This is a genomic window from Micromonospora echinaurantiaca, assembly GCF_900090235.1.
GTDB lineage: Bacteria > Actinomycetota > Actinomycetes > Mycobacteriales > Micromonosporaceae > Micromonospora > Micromonospora echinaurantiaca.
In genome coordinates, this window is record NZ_LT607750.1 from 5,724,898 (window position 1) to 5,740,466 (window position 15,569).

Here is a 15,569-nt window from a genome sequence, read left to right on the forward strand (position 1 = left end):
ATCAGGTCAGGGGCCGAACGGGTCTGGCCGGCGCTCCAGCAGCTTGTGCAGGGTCTGCTGGATGGTCTCCCGCACCTGGTCGGCGAGATTGAACACCACCAGCGGGTCGTCCGCGGAGTCGGTCAGGTGGGCGGTCGGGATCGGCGGGCAGAACTCGATCAGCCACTTGCTCGGCAGCGGCACCATGCCCAGCGGGCCGAGCCACGGGAAGGTCGGCGTGACCGGGAAGTACGGCAGCTTGAGCAGCCGGGCGAGCGGCTTGATGTCGGCGAGCATCGGATAGATCTCCTCGCCGCCGACGATGGCCACCGGAACGATCGGGGTGCCGGTGCGCAGCGCCGCCGAGACGAACCCGCCGCGGCCGAAGCGCTGCAGCTTGTAGCGCTCGGAGTAGAGCTTGCCGACGCCCTTGAAGCCCTCCGGGAAGACGCCGACCAGCTCGCCGTTGCCGAGCAGCCGCTCAGCATCCGGGTTGCAGGCCACCGTGCCACCGGACTTGCGGGCCAGCTCGGAGACGACCGGCATCCGGAAGACCAGGTCGGCGCCGAGCAGGCGCAGGTAGCGGCGCGCCGGGTGCCGGTCGTGCAGGGCCGCCGAGAGGATCAACGCGTCCAGCGCCACCGTGCCGGAGTGGTTGCCCACCACCAGGCCGGCGCCGTCGGTGGGCACGTGTTCGATGCCGGTGACCTCGGTGCGGAACCAGTCCCGGTAGAGCACCCGCAGCAGCGGGTGGAAGACCGCGCTGGTCAGCTCCGGGTCGAAGCCGAACTCGTCCACCTCGTAGTCGCCGGCCAGCCGGCGGCGCAGGAAGGCCAGGCCGTTGGCCACCTTGCGGTCCCAGTGGTCGCCCGGCCGGTCCGGCACCGCCGGCCCCCGCCCGGCTCCACCGCCGCCCGGGGCGTCGGTGGCCGGCTCGTCGCGGCCCGCCGGAGCATCGGTGGCGGCCTCGGCCGGCGCGGAAGCCACCGGCTCGTCGGTGGCCGCGGTGTCCGACTCGTCGGCGGCGGGCCGGTGCCCGTTGGCCCGCGCCGCGCCCGGGTCCGCCACGGTCAGCGGTACGTCGTACCGGCGGTCCCGCCGCTCCTCCGGCCCGCTCATGCCGGCACTCCGCTCCGTGCCGTGCCGTCATGAGACACCGTCGCGCTGAGCTTGATGATCCCCTCGCTCATGTGCGCTCCCGTACGGCGGCGCGGACCTGCCGGATCCCGTCCAGCACGAGCCGCTCGGCGGCGGCGAGTTGGTCCCGGGACACCACCACGCCGCCGTGGTGCGCCCGGATGAAGTCGTCGAAGGCGGCCGCCGTGGAGCGGGGGGTGAAGTCGTACTCGCGCTCCAGCCGGCTGGTGTCGACCACCCGGCCGTGCACGAAGAGGTCGACCTGGTCGAGGCCATACCGGCCGAAGCCGAGGTTGCGGGCGAGCGCGGCGGCCCCGGACAGGCCCGGCTCCAGCACCGGCACGGCCACCCGGCCGGCCCGGCGGATCGCCTGGGAGAGCGAGAGCACCCCCGGCCCGGCGACGTTGTAGGTGCCCGGATGGTCCTCCACGATCGACCGGTGCAGCACCTCCAGCGCGTCGTCGAAGTGCAGGAACTGCAACCGGGGGTCGCGGCCGAAGACGGTGGGCACCACCGGCTGGGAGAAGTACCGGGTGAGCGTGGTGTCGGCGGTCGAGCCGATGAACGGCGCGAAGCGCAGCACGGTGGCGGTGACGTCGGACCGGCGCCGGCGGAAGCCGCGCACGTACGCCTCGATGTCGAGGATGTCGCGGGCAAATCCGCCGCGCGGCACCTCGCGCGGCTCGGTCTCCTCGGTGAACACCGCCGGGTCGCGGAACGAGGCCCCGTACGCGGCTGTCGAGGAGCGGACCACGAGCTTGCGCAGCCGGGGCGCCCGCTGGCAGGCGGCGAGCAGCTGCATGGTGCCGATGACGTTCTGTTCCTTCATCGCCGACCGGCCGCCGTGCTGCTGGTCCGGGGCGCTGACCAGGGCGAGATGCACCACCGCGTCGACCTCCAGGTCGGCCAGCAGCCCGCCGAGCGAGCCGGCGTCGACGCGGATCCGCTCGACCCGGTCGAGCAGGTCGGTGAACTCGGCGCCCGGCTCCGGCGGGTCGACGCCGATGACCCGTTCGATCCGCGGGTCCGCGGCGAGTCGGGCGGCGACGTGCGCGCCGAGGTAACGGCCGACCCCGGTCACGACGACGACCCCCGGAGCACCTGGGGTGCCACCGGGGGTCATGTCTCGCACCTCCCCCGGCAGGCGGGATCGAGCCGGGACAGCCACGGCCTGATCACCTGAGCCTCCGAGGGTCTGCAGTTGGCGAGTGACGACGGACGCCGGGCCGTGGCCCGGCTCCGGTCACTTGCCGAGACGGCGACGCTGGACGCGGGTCTTGCGCAGCAGCTTGCGGTGCTTCTTCTTAGCCATGCGCTTGCGGCGCTTCTTGACCACCGAGCCCATACGACAGCCTTTCGATGCAACGTGCGGGGCGACCGGATGACACCACCCTCCGGTGGCGTCCGCGACCGCTTGCGGACAACGGACCGGACCAGCGTGGGGGCGGCGGGGCGCACCGGTGTGCGGTCACGGTCGGGTCCAGGGTAGCGGGAGAGCTTCAGCAGGACCAACGCGACCCCGGTCGACGGGCGTCAACGCCCACCGCTCGGGGGGTCCGCGGGCGGCTCAGGCGGTTTCCTGAAAGGCGCCCCGGAGATATTCGTGCACCGCGTGCTCGGGCACCCGGAACGAGCGACCCACCCGTACCGCGGTCAGCTCACCGCTGTGCACCAGGCGGTAGACCGTCATCTTCGACACCCGCATCACCGTCGCCACCTCGGCGACGGTCAGGAACTTGACCTCCGACAGCCGACCGTCGGACTGCGACCCGGCCATGGCTCACCGACCCATCCCATGCCCGGCGCGTGCCACCGGACAGGATCTCCCGCCCGGACCGGCGTACGCGCGTGTTACCAGTACGGTAGCGGGGCGGCTGTGACCGGCGCGATCCCTTCGTACAACTGATCATAATTCGGCACCCGATTCACCCGTTCCGACCTGCCGATATTCGCCTCGGCACGCCGGATGTCCCGGTTCCCGGCGACGATCCGCGCACCGCCCGCCGGCCGACCGGCCGGGTCACTCGGCGCGCAACGCCACCACCGGGTCGAGGCGGCCGGCCCGCTGCGCGGGCACCACGCCGAAGACGATGCCGACCGCCGCCGACACGCCGAACGCGAGCGCCAGCGACCACCAGGTGATCGCCGCCGGGATCGGCGACAGCGCGTCCACCAGCAGGGCGGTGCCCACGCCGAGGGCCATGCCGGTGAGCCCGCCCACCGAGGTGAGCAGCACCGCCTCCAGCAGGAACTGCACGCCGATGTCCCGGGGCCGGGCGCCGACCGCCTTGCGCAGGCCGATCTCCCGGGTCCGTTCCCGCACGCTGACCAGCATGATGTTGGAGACGCCGACCCCGCCCACCAGCAGCGAGATGCCGGCGATCGCGGCCAGTACGCCGGTGAGGACGCCCAGGATGTCGCCGAGCACACCGAGGATCTGCTCCTGGGTCACCGCGCTGAACTCGGTGCCCGGATGCCGGCGGGTCAGCTCGGCCACGATCCGGTCGCCCAGCTCGTCGATCCGCTCCCGGTCCGGCGCCTTCACCGCGATGCCGTCGACCCGCTGGGTGCCGTAGAGCCGCTGCGCGGCGGTCACCGGGACGTGCACCTCGTCGTCGCGGTCCACGCCGAGGCTCTGCCCGAGCGGGCCGAAGACGCCGATCACCCGGAACCGCACCCCGGCCACGGTGATCTGCCGCCCGACCGGGTCCCGGTCGGGGAAGAGGGCGCGCGCCACCGAGGCGCCGAGCACCGCCACCCGCCGGCTGGTGTCCACGTCGGAGCCGCTCAGGTAACGCCCCCGCGCGAGTTCCCGGGTGAACACCGACGGGGTGGTCTCCAGCACCCCCTGCACGGTGCTGAAGTCGGCCCGGCCGCCGGCCCGTACGGTCGCGCCGGAGGCGACGGTCACCGCGACCCGGTCGCGGTCGCCGACCACCCGGGCGACGGCGTCCACGTCGGCCAGGGTGAGCGGGGAGACGGCCGGGGCGGCGCCCACGTCCAGCCGGCCGGGGACCACCAGCAGCAGGTTGGAGCCCAGCCCTTCGACCTGCTGCTCGACCTTCTGCTTGGTGCCGGTGCCGATGGCCACCAGGATCACCACCGAGGCGACCCCGATGATCACGCCGAGCATGGTCAGCGCGCTGCGCAGCCGGTTGGCGCGCAGCGCGGCCAGCGCCACCCGCCAGGCCTCCGCCACCCTCACGAGCCGGCTCCGGCCCGGTCGTCGGGCGGGCGCGGAAGGCGCCCGGTGGCTCCGATGGCGCCACCGGAGCCACCGGGCGGGTGCCCCGGGCCGCTTCCGGACGCGGACCGGGGCTCCGCGCTGGGAGCGGGCACCAGTGTGTCAGGTCCGTCCACGCCGCCCGACGGCGGTCGATCATGAAGCTCCGCCCGCCCGTCGGCGGCGGCCCGGCGGCCCGTCCCGCCCTCTCCCGCCGGCGCGGCGCTGTCCGAGGCGACCACGCCGTCGCGCATCGCGATCCGCCGCCGGGCCCGGGCGGCCACCTCGTGGTCGTGGGTGACCAGCACCAGCGCCACGCCCGAGGAGGCGTTGAGCCGTTCCAGCAGCTCCAGCACGGCCGCGCCGGTCGCGCTGTCGAGGTTGCCGGTCGGTTCGTCGGCGAGCAGCACGGCCGGGTCGGCGACCAGTGCCCGGGCGATGGCGACCCGCTGCTGCTCGCCGCCGGAGAGCTGGTTGGGGCGGTGGTTGAGCCGGTGGCCGAGCCCGACCCGGTCGAGCATGGCGGCCGCCCGCGCCCGCCGCTGCCGGGCCCCGACCCCCCGGTAGACCAGGGGCAACGCCACGTTGTCCACCGCGGACGTGCGGGGCAGCAGGTGGAACGCCTGGAAGACGAAGCCGATGGTCCGGTTGCGCAGATCCGCCAGCTCGGCCGCGGAGAGCGCGGCCACCTCCCGGCCGCCGATCACCAGCCGGCCGCCGGTCGGCCGGTCCAGCCCGCCGAGCAGGTGCATGAGGGTCGACTTGCCGGAGCCGGACGGCCCGACCAGGGCCACGTAGTCGCCGGGTGCGACGGTCAGCGAGACACCGCGCAGCGCCGGCACCGACACCCCGTCGAGCTGGTACGTCCGGGAGACGTCGGTCGCCTCGATGGCGGCGGGCACCGCGCTCACCGGGCCACCCCGGGACGGCGCGGTCGCCACCCCACCACGCCTCCTGACCGCCGGCCTCGCGGCCCCACCGGGCCTCCTGGCCGCCGGCTTCGCGGCCTCACCGCAGCTCCTGGCCGTCGCGGACCTGGTCGGTGCCGCGCACCACCACCCGATCGCCAGGCTGCACGCCGCTGACGATCTGCACCAGGTCCTCGCCCTGCACCCCCAGCGTCACCGTGGCCCGGCCGGCCCGGCCGTCGCGGACCAGCCAGACCGCGTCCCGGCCGTCGGCCGAGAAGACCGCCGAGGCCGGTACGGTCACCGCGTCGGCGGCCTCCCGGACCCGCAGCCGCACCACCGCGTTCATCCCGGGCCGGGGCACCGGCGCCGGCTCCCCCTCGCCGTAACTGCCGGCGTCGAGGCTGAGCCGCACCCGGTAGGAGACACCGCCCCGGGCGGAGGTGGTGGGCAGCACGTCGACCGAGCGCACCCGCGCCGGGTAACTCGCCCCGGTCACCGCGTCCAGTTCGGCGGTGGCGACCAGACCGGGACGCACCAGCAGCACGTCGGTCTCGTCGACCTCGGCGAGCAGGCCGAGCGCACCCACGTCCACGATGGTCAGCACGGGTGTGCCGGCGGTGACGAGCCCGCCGACCGGCACCGCGTCGTCCACCCCGGCCGGCGGTCGGCCACCGGACGGCGCGAACGCGGACGGGTCCAGCCCGGCGGGCGCACCACCGGCCGCCCCGAGCAGGTCGTCCAGCCCGGCCGGCGAGCCACCGGCGGCGGTACCGCCCGGCTGCACCACGCCGGCGATCGGCGCGCGCAGGGTCAGCGCGTCGACCGTCGCCTTCGCCAGGTCGTACGCCTGCTGAGCCTGCAGCCGTTGGGCGGCGGACAGCGCGCCGACGGCCGAGTCGAGACCGGCGACCCCGCGCTGGACGGCCCGGACCGCCTGGTCGGCCGCGCGGGCGGCGATCCGGTACTGCTCCTGCGCGGCGGTGACCTGGGCGAGCAGCGCGTCGCGCACATGCGGGTCGCCGATCTTTCCGGCGGCGGTCCGGGCCGCTTGGAACGCCTCGGCGGCGGCCCGGTCGGTGCCCCGCCGGGAACCGCCCAGCTCGGTGCCGCCGGTGCCCCGCCCGGCCCGCTTGGCGGCGGCGAGCGCCTCCCGGGCCTGGCGGAGCCGGGACCGGGCGGTGGGCGAGTCGATCACGGCCAGCACCTGTCCCTTGCGGACCCGGTGGCCGGGTTGGACGCGCAGGCTGGCGAGGGTGCCGTCGGCGGCGGCGGTGAGGGTCGCCGCGGCGCGGGCGGTGACGGTCGCCGGCGCGTCCACCACCTCGGCCACCGCGGCGCGTTCCGCGGCGGCCAGGGCGACGTCGGGTTGCTCCTCGCCGCAGGACGCCCCGGCGGTCGCGGTGAGGACGGTGACGGCGAGGAGGGCGGTGAGCAGGCGGGGCCGCGTCGCTGCGCGCAGCCGCGGCGAGTGGGTGCGGCGCACCCCGTCGATCCTACGAACGCGTTGCCACCAGTACCATCACGCGAAACCGCCGTCATCGGCCGCCGATCCGCCCGCCACCGGGTCGGCCCGCGGCGGCCCCGGCGGCTCTGGCGCGGCGGCCCTGGCGGATCAGCCGCGGCGGCCCGGCAGGACAACTCCGGCGCCGGCGGATCATTCGCGGCGGCTCGGGGAGGTCAGCTGGACAGGCCGCGGACGTACGCCACGCAGGCGTCGTGCAGGGCCGGCCAGGGCTCGCCGAACACCTCCTCGGCCGCCTCGGCTACCGCCCGGCGCTCGTGCACCACCGCCCGGAAGAAGTCCAGCAGCCGCTCCTGCCCGAACCGGTCGACCAGATGCCGGACCGCCAGGTAGGAGATGCCGTAGCTGCCGGCGACCCGGTCGGCCGGGGCGTCGTCGGCCGGGCTGAGGTCGTCGAGCCGGCCGGTCCAGCCGCCGGCGGCCAGCCGGCGCACCTCGTCCAGCCCCTCGTACCGGTCGACCGGCTGGCCGTCCACGCCGGCGAACTCGGCCAGCCCCTCCACCAGCCACCAGGTCGAGGTGCCCGGGTAGCCGCGTTCGGGCAGCGACGCGGCGTGCGTCAGCTCGTGCCGGAGCAGGTCGTCCAGCCCGGCGGGGCTGAGCCCCTCGGCGTTCAGCACCACCTCGTGGTGACCGCCGCCGACGGTGACCGCGTACCCGCCGGTCCACTTCGGCCGGCCGCCGCCGTACCAGCGCTGCCACTCGGCACGGCCGGCATGGAAGACCCGGTACCGGTCGGGCGGCGCGCCGTCCACCGCGTACGAGTCGGCGACCCGCGCCGCCGCCTCGGCCTGGCTGAGCAGCCGGGGCAGCTGGCCGCGCAGCGCGGGGGTGGTCGCCACCAGGGTCCGCGCGCCGACGGCCACCACCAGCTCGCTGGTCTCCCAGGGCCGGGTACCGGTCGCCGCCGACCGGGACTCCTCCATCGCCACCAGGCGCGGCTGCGCTCCGCTGTCCTTCCAGCGGGTGCCGATGAGCACCGGGCTGGGCCGGCAGTCCGGCGTCACGAAGCAGTACCGGAACTCCACCAGCAGGCGCCACTCCCCCGGCCGGCCGGGCACCGTCTCGGGCGCGCCGTTCGGGCTGGCCTGCCAGACCGTCACCCGGAGGGCACGGAGCGCGGCGAAGCGGCGGCGCAGGTCGGGATGCGCGGCCGGCTCGGCCACCGCCAGGAAGCCGGCCCGGTCCCCGGCCAGCAGCGCGGTGGCCTGCCGGTCGAGCTGCGCGGTCATCCGCTCGGCGAGCTGGCGGGCGGCGAGCGTGGCCGGGTCGGCGGCGGGGGTGCCGAGGCGGTCCAGCACGGCCCGGGAACGGGCGTCCCGGACCGCTCCGACCAGCAGCGCCGCGGGCAGACCGCAGGTCAGCAGCAGCAGGAACACGGTGAGCGCGGCCCACAACTGCCGGCGCCGGCGGGTGGGCGGCTCGTCCAGCCGGTCGATGTCCGGCGCCCCGTCAGTCACCCGCCGAAGGGTACGACCCTCCGGTCGCTCCGGCGAGGGCGGCCCGGCAGGTCACCGACCGGCGGTCGAACGCCGCCAACCGGTTCCGGCCGCTCCGACGGCGGCCCCGGTCAGGCCGGGCGGCCGGCCCGTCGCAGCAGGGTGACGGTGACCGCCCAGGCCACGACCAGCGCGACACCGGCCACCGGCCGGCCGAGCACGGCGAGCAGCACGCCACCGACGACGAACCAGGCCGCCTGGAACGCGTGCTTGGCGGCCGGCCGCAGCGGCACCGTGGCCTTGGGCGAGCCGAGGACGCCCCACAGCGCGGCGAGCAGCAGCGGCACGCCGACGGCGGCGGCCAGCCGGACCGGGAGGGCGGCGTCCAGCGTCCAGCCCCACCAGCCGCCCACCACCAGCACGGCCAGCTCCAACACGAAGAGCAGCAGCAGACCCAGCGCGTACATCAGGACTCCGCGCGGGGCCAGGACTGGAACGCGGCGTCCAGGGCGGTGATCAGGTGGTCGAACGAGCGGTCGACCGCGCGGGGCAGGCCGAACCCGCCGGCGGCCTCCAACGAGACGAACCCGTGCAGGGTGCTACGCAGCATCCGGGTGGCGTCGGTGGCCGCGTCGCCGTCGAGCCCGTAGCCCCGCAGGATCGCGAAGATGGCGCCGACGGCACGCTCGCCGGCGGCGACGTGCTCCGGATCGGTGGGATCGGGCACCCGCTGGGTGGCCGGGTAGCGGCCGGGGTGCCGGCGGGCGTACGCCCGGTAGGCGTGCGCCGCGGCCCGCAGCGCGTCCCCGCCGGCCCGGCCGACGGCGGCCGTGGTCAGCTCGTCCGCCAGCTCGGCGGTGGCCAGCGCGGAGAGCTTCTGGGCCAGCGCGTCCGCACCCCGGACGTGCTTGTAGAGGCTGGGCAGCGCGACGCCGAGCCGGCCGGCCAGCGCGGCGAGGGTGAGCTGGTCGGCACCGACCTCGTCGGCGAGCCGGGCCGCCTCGCGCACCACGGCCTGCTGGTTGAGCCCGACCCTAGGCACCGGTTACCGCCAGGAACTCGGTGAGCTGGGCGGCCGTCCGCGCCGGCTGGTCGGCGTGCGGGTAGTGGCCGGAGTCGTCGATCATCCGCGCCTCGGCGGTGGCGAAGAGCCGGCGGGCCGCCCGGGCCGCCGCGCCGGGGTCGGGGAAGTCCGGGTCCTTCGTGCCCATCAGCACCAGCACCGGCTGCCGGACCTCCCGGGCGCGGGCCGTCCAGTGCGGCTCGACCGGCGCGGCCACCCCCCGGGTCGCGGCCATCCGGCCGGGCTCGCGCAGCTTGGCGACCATCGCCCTGCGGTACGCCGCGTCGTCGGCCGGCCGGTCGCACGGGAAGAGCGTGCGGTGGAACAGCCCGAACAGCCGGGGGCTGCGCAGCACGGCGGCCAGCGCGACCCGCAGGAACGGGTTGAGCTTCGGCTGCTCGACGAAGGGACTGACCTGGACGATGCCGTTGACCAGCTCGGGGGCGTCGGCGGCGGCGAAGACCACCGCCGCCGCGCTGGACGAGCTGCCGACCAGGGTGGCCGGCCCGCCGTCGAGGTCGCGGACCACGGCCAGCAGGTCGGCGGCGACCTCCGCCGGGGCGTACGACGGCCAGCCGGCGCTGGAGTCGCCGTGCCCCCGGACGTCCACCGACGCCACCCGGTGCCCCGCCGCCACGAGGAGCGGGACCAGGTGCCGGAAGGAGCCCCGGTTCTCGCCCATGCCGTGCGAGAGCACCACCAGCGGCCCCTGGCCGCGCACGTCGTAGGCGATCCGTCCGCCGTCCCGCGCCACGTAGCTAACGTTCATACCCTAAAAGCTAACCTCATTAGCCATCACCGTCAAGGCTTGACCTCGACCCGACTTCAGGTCGCAGGATTCCTGCCATGTCGATCACCAACACGGTTCCCCACCTGCGCATCGCCCGCCCGAGCCGCGACCTGGCCGCCGCCGAGCGCTTCTGGGTCGGTGGGCTCGGCCTCGACGTGCTCTGGCGCTCCACCGCCACCGGGCCGGGCACGCACGACCTGCTGATGGTCGGCTGGCCAGCCGCGCACTGGCACCTGGAACTCGTCGGCGGCGCCACGCTCGCCGCCGAACCGACCCCGACCGACGAGGGCCTGCTCGTGCTCTACCTGGACGGGCCAGTTGACGACGACCTGGTCCGGAAACTGGAACGGGCCGGCGGGACGAGGGTCTCCGCCGGCCCGTACTGGGACCGCTGGGGGGTGACGGTGGCCGATCCGGACGGCTACCGCCTGGTGCTCAGCACCCGGGGCTGGTCGAACGGGTGACTCACTTCTTGGAGATCAGGGCCCGGCCGAAGAACATCAGGTTGGCCGGGCGCTCGGCGAGCCGGCGCATCAGGTAGCCGTACCAGTCCTCGCCGTAGGGCAGGTACGTCCGCACCGTGTAGCCCTCGCCGACCAGCCGGGCCTGCTCCTCCGGCCGGATGCCGTACAGCATCTGGAACTCGAACTGCTCCGGCCCGCGGTCGAACCAGCGGGCCCGGTCCTCGCCGATCGCGATCAGCCGGGGGTCGTGGGTGGCCAGCATCGGGTAGCCCTCGCCGGACATCAGGATGTTCAGGCACCGGACGTAGGACTTGTCCACCTCGCGGGCGGACTGGTAGGCCACCGACTCCGGCTCCTTGTAGGCGCCCTTGCACAGCCGCACCCGGGAACCGGCCGTGGCCAGCTCGCGGCAGTCCGACTCGGTCCGCCGCAGGTACGCCTGCAGCACCGCGCCGGTCGACGGGAAGTCCTTGCGCAGCTTGGCCAGGATGTCCAGGGTCGAGTCGGTGGTGGTGTGGTCCTCCATGTCCAGGGTGACCGTGGTGCCCACCTCGTCGGCCGCCAGGCAGATCGACCGCGCGTTGTCGTACGCCAACTGCTCGTCGAACGCCTGCCCGAGCGCGGAGAGCTTGACGCTCACCTCGGCGGCCGGGGTGAGCCCCGCCTCGGCGAGCATCCGCAGCAGCCGCAGGTACTCGTCCCGGGTGGCGTTGGCCTGCTCGGGGGTGACGGTGTCCTCACCGAGGTTGTCGAGGGTGACCGCGAGACCGTTGTCGACGAGCCCGCGGGTCGCGCGCAACGCGTCGTCGGTCTTGGCGCCGGCGACGAACCGGCGGACGACGTCCCGGGTGAACGGGGCCGTCGCGACGAGCCGCTCGACCTGGGATGACCGGGAGGCGGCGAGGATGACGGAACGGAGCATGCGCTGAGCGTAACGCCCCTGCGCGGCCGTCCGCCGGGCGGCGGCGGGGTGCGCGACCAGCCGGCCGGCACCGCCGCCGCCGTGCCGCCCCGGGCCGCTCCGACCGGGCCGGCCGGGTCGCTTCGACCACCCACCCGGGGCGGCGCGACTGGCGGAGATCGGCTACAACGATGCCGTGGAACAACGCCCCCACCGCCGGCTCCGGTCGGCCTCCGTGCAGCTCGGCGCGCTGACCGCGCTCGCCCTCGCCCTCTCCGGCTGCAACCTGACCTCCGACGACGATGACGACGACTGCGCCCTCGGGCCGGCCGGCGGTGGCGACACCGTCGCGCTGGCGCTGCAGGCACCGGCGGCCACCACCGGGCGTACCGCCCCCGAGCCGGCCGCCGCGGCCGTGCCGGAACGCGGCGGGTTCGGCACCCACCTCGCCGCCTGCGGCGGCTGAGGTGCGCCGCGAGTCGGTCACTCCACGGCCCGGCTGGGACACCACCATCCGGGAGCAGGGCCTGGTGTACGTCGACACCGAACTGCCCGACGGCGGGGTGATGTCGTACTGGGACGAGACCGCGGCGTACGCCTTCGAGCTGGACGAGGTGCTCCGGCTGGAGGAGGCGACCGAGGAGCTGCACCGGATGTCGGTGGCCGCCGCCGAGCACGTGGTCGCCCGACAGCGCTACGCCGAGTACGGCATCCCGGCCTGGGCGGCCGAGGCGGTGGCCCGGTCGCTGCGGGAGCGGCCGCCGACCCTCTACGGGCGCTTCGACCTCTGGTACGACGGCAGCTGGCCGCCGAAGCTGCTGGAGTACAACGCGGACACCCCCACCGCGCTGGTCGAGGCAGCGATCATCCAGTGGTACTGGCTGGAGCACACCCGGCCCGAGCTGGACCAGTGGAACAGCCTGCACGAGCGACTGGTCGGCGCCTGGGCGAAGATCGGGGCCGGCCTGCACGACCGGCGGGTGCACGTGGTCTGGTCGAACGAGGAGGAGACCGGCGAGGACCACATGACCGCCGGCTACCTGGCCGAGACCGCCCGCCAGGCCGGGCTGGACGTCGAGCTGCTGCCGATCCAGGAGATCGGCTGGGACGGCCGGCGCTTCGTCGACGCCGCCGACCGGCCGGTGACCACCTGCTTCAAGCTCTACCCGTGGGAGTGGATGCTGGCCGAGCCGTACGGGCCGCTCGCGCTCGACCCGGGCAGCCCGACCACCTGGATCGAGCCGGCCTGGAAGCTGCTGCTGTCGAACAAGGCGCTGCTGGCCGTGCTCTGGGAGCTCTATCCGGGGCACGAGCTGCTGCTGCCGGCGTATCTCGACGGGCCGCGCGGGATGTCCGATTACGTGGCGAAGCCGCTGCTCGGCCGGGAGGGCGGCTCGGTGCGGATCGTCACCGCCGGCACCGAGTTCACCAATCCCGGGATCTACGGCGACGAGGGCTGGTGCTACCAGGAGTTCCGGGCGCTGCCCGAGTTCGCCGGCAACCGGATGGTGCTGGGCAGCTGGATCGTCGACGGCGAGTCGGCCGGGGTCGGGGTCCGGGAGAGCGTGAGTCTGATCACCGACGGTTACGCCCGGTTCCTGCCGCACTACATCGACGCACCGCGTGGCAGCTGAGTCGTCTACCGTTGGGGGCGTGAACTTCGACGCGTACGCCCGGACCGGCGTTGATCTCGTCAACGCCCGCCTGGACGACCTCGACAACCTGCGGGCCCTCTTCCCCGACGACAACGCGTGGATGCGCGACGAGGTGGCGGAGCGGGACCTGGCGATCTTCCGGCGGGCGCAGAAGCGGCTGCGCGACGTCTTCGAGTACGGCACCTCCGGGCGGGACGGCGAGGCGGTGGCCGAGCTCAACTCGCTGCTGGAGGCGTTCCCGGTGCAGCCGCGCATCTCGGGGCACGACTCCAGCGACTGGCACATGCACGTGACCAGCCGCGGCTCCTCGGTGAGCGCCGAATACCTCGCCGGCGCGGTGTGGGGGCTGTCGGTCTGGCTCTGCGAGTACGGCAGCGCCCGGTTCGGCGTCTGCGCGGACGAGCGCTGCGGCAACGTCTACCTGGACACCTCGTCCAACTGCTGCCGGCGGTTCTGCTCGGAGCGCTGCGCCACCCGCTCGCACGTCGCCGCGCACCGCGCCCGCAAGCGCGCCGCGGTCGGCGAGCAGGCGACGGTGGCCGCCCAGCCGGCCCCGGCCGAGTCGCTGACCCCGGTCAGCTGAGCCGCCCCGCCCGGCGGGCGCCGGTCAGGCGTCCACCGGCGACGGGGTGCTCAGGTGCTCGCGGGCGAACTCCAACGCGGCGCGCAGGTCCGCTTCGCGCACCGCGCGACTCTTCGCGCCCCGGGTGCTGACCTCCACCGCGACCGAGCCGGTGAAACCCCGCCCGGCCAGCGAGGAGAGCAGCTCCGCGCAGGGCTGGCTGCCGCGCCCCGGCACCAGGTGCTCGTCCCGCCCCTCGCCGGTGCCGTCGCCGAGGTGCACGTGGACCAGGCCGGCGCCCATCCGGTCGGCCATCTTTATGGCGTCGCTGTGCGAGGCGGCGCAGTGCGACAGGTCGAGCGTGTAGGAGGCGTAGCCGGTGTCGGTCGGGTCCCAGCCCGGGACGTACGGCACGAACTGCCGGCCGGCCATCCGGACCGGGTACATGTTCTCCACCGGGAACCGCAGGTCGGGGTACTCCCGGGCGATCTTGTCGAGCCCGTCGGCGAAGTTGCGCGCGTAGTCCCGCTGCCAGGTGAAGGGCGGGTGCACCACCACGGTCGGCGCCCCGAGCGTCGCGGCCAGCTCGGCGGAGCGGCGCAGCCGCTCCCACGGGTCGGGGCTCCACACCCGCTGGGTGACCAGCAGGCAGGGGGCGTGGACGGAGAGCACCGGCACGCCGTAGTGCTCGGACAGGCCGCGCAGCGCGCCGGCGTCCTGGCTGACGGCGTCCGTCCAGACCATCACCTCGAGGCCGTCGTAGCCCAGCGCCGCGGCCAGCTGGAACGCCGCCGCGGTCCGCTCAGGGAAGACCGAGGAACTGGACAGGAGCACCGGGACTGGGGAAGTCACACCTGTCAGGGTAGCCCGCTCCGGTGACGGCATCGTGACGAGCAGCCGCAAACCGGTGCCAACCGCTCGGCCGGATCACACCGGATCGAGCTGGTCCAGCCGGCGCAGGATCACGCCCTCGCGCAGCGCCCAGGGGCAGATGTCGAGCGCGTCCACGTCCAGCCGGCGCATCGCCGCCTCGGCGACCACCGCGCCGGCCAGCAACTGGTGCGCCCGGCCGGCGCTGACCCCGTCGAGTTCGACCAGCTGGGCCGGCGGGATGTGCCGGATGAAGCCGAGCACCTGCCGCAGCCCAGCCCGGGTCAGCCGGCGGCGGGCCCAGAGCCCGGCCCCGGACGGGGCCGCGCCGGCCAGCCGGGCCAGGGTGCGGAACGTCTTCGAGGTGGCCACCGGCCGCTCCCAGCCCACCTCGGTCATCCGCTTCACCACCGGGTCGAGCAGCCCGTCGACGTACGACCGCAGCTCGTTCACCCGCTCGGCCGGCGGCGGGGCGGCACCGTCCGGGCTGGTACCGAGCCGGTCGCGGGTCAGCCGGCCGGCGCCGAGCGGCAGCGACTCCGCGACGTCCGGCTCCTCGTCGATGCCGGCGGCGAGTTCCAGCGAGCCGCCGCCGATGTCCAGCACCAGCAGCCGGCCGGCGGACCAGCCGAACCAGCGCCGGACCGCGAGGAAGGTCAGTCGGGCCTCGTCCGCACCGGAGAGCACCGTCAGGCGTACGCCCGTCTCGTCGTGGACCCGGGCCAGCACCTCGGGCGCGTTGGTGGCGTCCCGGACGGCGGAGGTGGCGAACGCGAGCAGGTCGTCGGTCGCCAGCCCTGCGGCCGCCGCCTTGGCCATGCTGACGGCCTTGACCAGGCCGTCCGCGCCCGCCTCGGTGAGCGCGCCGTCCGGGCCGATCTGCTCGGCGAGGCGCAGCACCACCTTCTCCGAGTGCGCCGGCCACGGGTGCGCGCCGTGGTGGGCGTCGACCACCAGCAGGTGCACCGTGTTGGAGCCGACGTCGAGGACACCCAGTCGCATGCTGTCGACCCTAGGGCCAACTCGTTTGCGCGGCTCGGCGGCCCGCGGGCG

At 75.0% G+C, this 15,569-nt stretch carries 18 protein-coding genes; 4 read left to right on the forward strand and 14 right to left on the reverse strand.

Annotation, left to right across the window (positions count from 1 at the left end; translation table 11 throughout):
* Positions 1-6: 6 nt before the first annotated feature.
* The 11 genes from GA0070609_RS25790 to GA0070609_RS25840 form a co-directional block, all read right to left on the reverse strand.
* A complete protein-coding gene (locus tag GA0070609_RS25790; protein WP_088997966.1) occupies positions 7-864 on the reverse strand; it encodes a lysophospholipid acyltransferase family protein in 858 nt (285 codons plus the stop codon).
* Positions 865-1,165: 301 nt separating this feature from the next.
* Positions 1,166-2,239, reverse strand: coding sequence for an NAD-dependent epimerase/dehydratase family protein (locus GA0070609_RS25795; protein WP_088996186.1), 1,074 nt, complete (start codon positions 2,237-2,239; stop codon positions 1,166-1,168).
* A 120-nt stretch (positions 2,240-2,359) separates the two neighbouring features.
* On the reverse strand, positions 2,360-2,461 hold the full coding sequence (locus tag GA0070609_RS25800) for a 30S ribosomal protein bS22 (protein WP_007465623.1): 102 nt from the start codon (positions 2,459-2,461) through the stop codon (positions 2,360-2,362).
* A 222-nt stretch (positions 2,462-2,683) separates the two neighbouring features.
* Entirely contained in the window at positions 2,684-2,893 is a 210-nt protein-coding gene (locus tag GA0070609_RS25805; RefSeq protein WP_007465625.1) for a helix-turn-helix domain-containing protein, read from the reverse strand.
* 243 nt (positions 2,894-3,136) lie between these two features.
* The gene (locus tag GA0070609_RS25810; protein ID WP_088996187.1) at positions 3,137-4,321 is read right to left on the reverse strand and encodes an ABC transporter permease; all 1,185 of its coding nucleotides are present in this window, start codon (positions 4,319-4,321) and stop codon (positions 3,137-3,139) included.
* Positions 4,318-5,250 (reverse strand): ABC transporter ATP-binding protein, encoded by a 933-nt coding sequence (locus tag GA0070609_RS25815; RefSeq protein WP_172899404.1) that lies wholly within the window; start codon positions 5,248-5,250, stop codon positions 4,318-4,320. The genes GA0070609_RS25810 and GA0070609_RS25815 overlap by 4 nt, the downstream gene beginning before the upstream one ends.
* Before the next feature lie 97 nt (positions 5,251-5,347).
* A complete protein-coding gene (locus GA0070609_RS25820; protein ID WP_088996188.1) occupies positions 5,348-6,742 on the reverse strand; it encodes an efflux RND transporter periplasmic adaptor subunit in 1,395 nt (464 codons plus the stop codon).
* Positions 6,743-6,927: 185 nt separating this feature from the next.
* A complete protein-coding gene (locus tag GA0070609_RS25825; protein ID WP_231928419.1) occupies positions 6,928-8,232 on the reverse strand; it encodes a hypothetical protein in 1,305 nt (434 codons plus the stop codon).
* A gap of 110 nt (positions 8,233-8,342) precedes the next feature.
* Positions 8,343-8,678 carry a YrdB family protein gene (locus GA0070609_RS25830; RefSeq protein WP_088996189.1) on the reverse strand — a complete coding sequence of 112 codons (336 nt, stop codon included), beginning with the start codon at positions 8,676-8,678 and terminating at the stop codon, positions 8,343-8,345.
* Entirely contained in the window at positions 8,678-9,253 is a 576-nt protein-coding gene (locus GA0070609_RS25835) for a TetR/AcrR family transcriptional regulator (protein WP_088996190.1), read from the reverse strand. The genes GA0070609_RS25830 and GA0070609_RS25835 overlap by 1 nt, the downstream gene beginning before the upstream one ends.
* A complete protein-coding gene (locus tag GA0070609_RS25840) occupies positions 9,246-10,043 on the reverse strand; it encodes an alpha/beta fold hydrolase (protein ID WP_088996191.1) in 798 nt (265 codons plus the stop codon). The genes GA0070609_RS25835 and GA0070609_RS25840 overlap by 8 nt, the downstream gene beginning before the upstream one ends.
* An 83-nt stretch (positions 10,044-10,126) precedes the next feature.
* Between GA0070609_RS25840 and GA0070609_RS25845 the strand changes: the two genes are divergently transcribed.
* On the forward strand, positions 10,127-10,528 hold the full coding sequence (locus tag GA0070609_RS25845) for a VOC family protein (protein WP_408630680.1): 402 nt from the start codon (positions 10,127-10,129) through the stop codon (positions 10,526-10,528).
* Position 10,529: 1 nt separating this feature from the next.
* Here GA0070609_RS25845 and GA0070609_RS25850 read toward each other — a convergent pair whose 3' ends face one another.
* Complete coding sequence (locus tag GA0070609_RS25850; protein ID WP_088996193.1) at positions 10,530-11,450, reverse strand: proline dehydrogenase family protein; 921 nt, start codon at positions 11,448-11,450, stop codon at positions 10,530-10,532.
* A gap of 175 nt (positions 11,451-11,625) precedes the next feature.
* Between GA0070609_RS25850 and GA0070609_RS25855 the strand changes: the two genes are divergently transcribed.
* From GA0070609_RS25855 to GA0070609_RS25865, 3 genes are read left to right on the forward strand one after another with little or no spacing between them, the layout of a single operon-like run.
* Positions 11,626-11,895, forward strand: a complete 270-nt coding sequence (locus GA0070609_RS25855; RefSeq protein WP_231928420.1) for a hypothetical protein — start codon at positions 11,626-11,628, stop codon at positions 11,893-11,895.
* Position 11,896: 1 nt separating this feature from the next.
* Positions 11,897-13,063 carry a glutathionylspermidine synthase family protein gene (locus GA0070609_RS25860; protein ID WP_088996194.1) on the forward strand — a complete coding sequence of 389 codons (1,167 nt, stop codon included), beginning with the start codon at positions 11,897-11,899 and terminating at the stop codon, positions 13,061-13,063.
* Positions 13,064-13,082: 19 nt separating this feature from the next.
* Complete coding sequence (locus GA0070609_RS25865; RefSeq protein WP_088996195.1) at positions 13,083-13,667, forward strand: CGNR zinc finger domain-containing protein; 585 nt, start codon at positions 13,083-13,085, stop codon at positions 13,665-13,667.
* Between the two features lie 24 nt (positions 13,668-13,691).
* Here the strand turns inward: GA0070609_RS25865 and GA0070609_RS25870 are convergent, their stop codons facing one another.
* On the reverse strand, positions 13,692-14,498 hold the full coding sequence (locus GA0070609_RS25870) for a sugar phosphate isomerase/epimerase family protein (protein WP_172899405.1): 807 nt from the start codon (positions 14,496-14,498) through the stop codon (positions 13,692-13,694).
* Between the two features lie 75 nt (positions 14,499-14,573).
* Positions 14,574-15,518 (reverse strand): Ppx/GppA phosphatase family protein, encoded by a 945-nt coding sequence (locus GA0070609_RS25875; RefSeq protein ID WP_088996196.1) that lies wholly within the window; start codon positions 15,516-15,518, stop codon positions 14,574-14,576.
* Between the last annotated feature and the right edge of the window lie 51 nt (positions 15,519-15,569).

What these genes read in the sequence shown, in the direction of transcription:
- GA0070609_RS25795 (WP_088996186.1), bottom strand. Translation starts at nt 2,239, where the DNA reads ATGACCCCCGGTGGCACCCCAGGTGCTCCGGGGGTCGTCGTCGTGACC.
- GA0070609_RS25800 (WP_007465623.1), bottom strand. Translation starts at nt 2,461, where the DNA reads ATGGGCTCGGTGGTCAAGAAGCGCCGCAAGCGCATGGCTAAGAAGAAG.
- GA0070609_RS25805 (WP_007465625.1), bottom strand. Translation starts at nt 2,893, where the DNA reads ATGGCCGGGTCGCAGTCCGACGGTCGGCTGTCGGAGGTCAAGTTCCTG.
- GA0070609_RS25830 (WP_088996189.1), bottom strand. Translation starts at nt 8,678, where the DNA reads ATGTACGCGCTGGGTCTGCTGCTGCTCTTCGTGTTGGAGCTGGCCGTG.
- GA0070609_RS25840 (WP_088996191.1), bottom strand. Translation starts at nt 10,043, where the DNA reads ATGAACGTTAGCTACGTGGCGCGGGACGGCGGACGGATCGCCTACGAC.
- GA0070609_RS25850 (WP_088996193.1), bottom strand. Translation starts at nt 11,450, where the DNA reads ATGCTCCGTTCCGTCATCCTCGCCGCCTCCCGGTCATCCCAGGTCGAG.
- GA0070609_RS25875 (WP_088996196.1), bottom strand. Translation starts at nt 15,518, where the DNA reads ATGCGACTGGGTGTCCTCGACGTCGGCTCCAACACGGTGCACCTGCTG.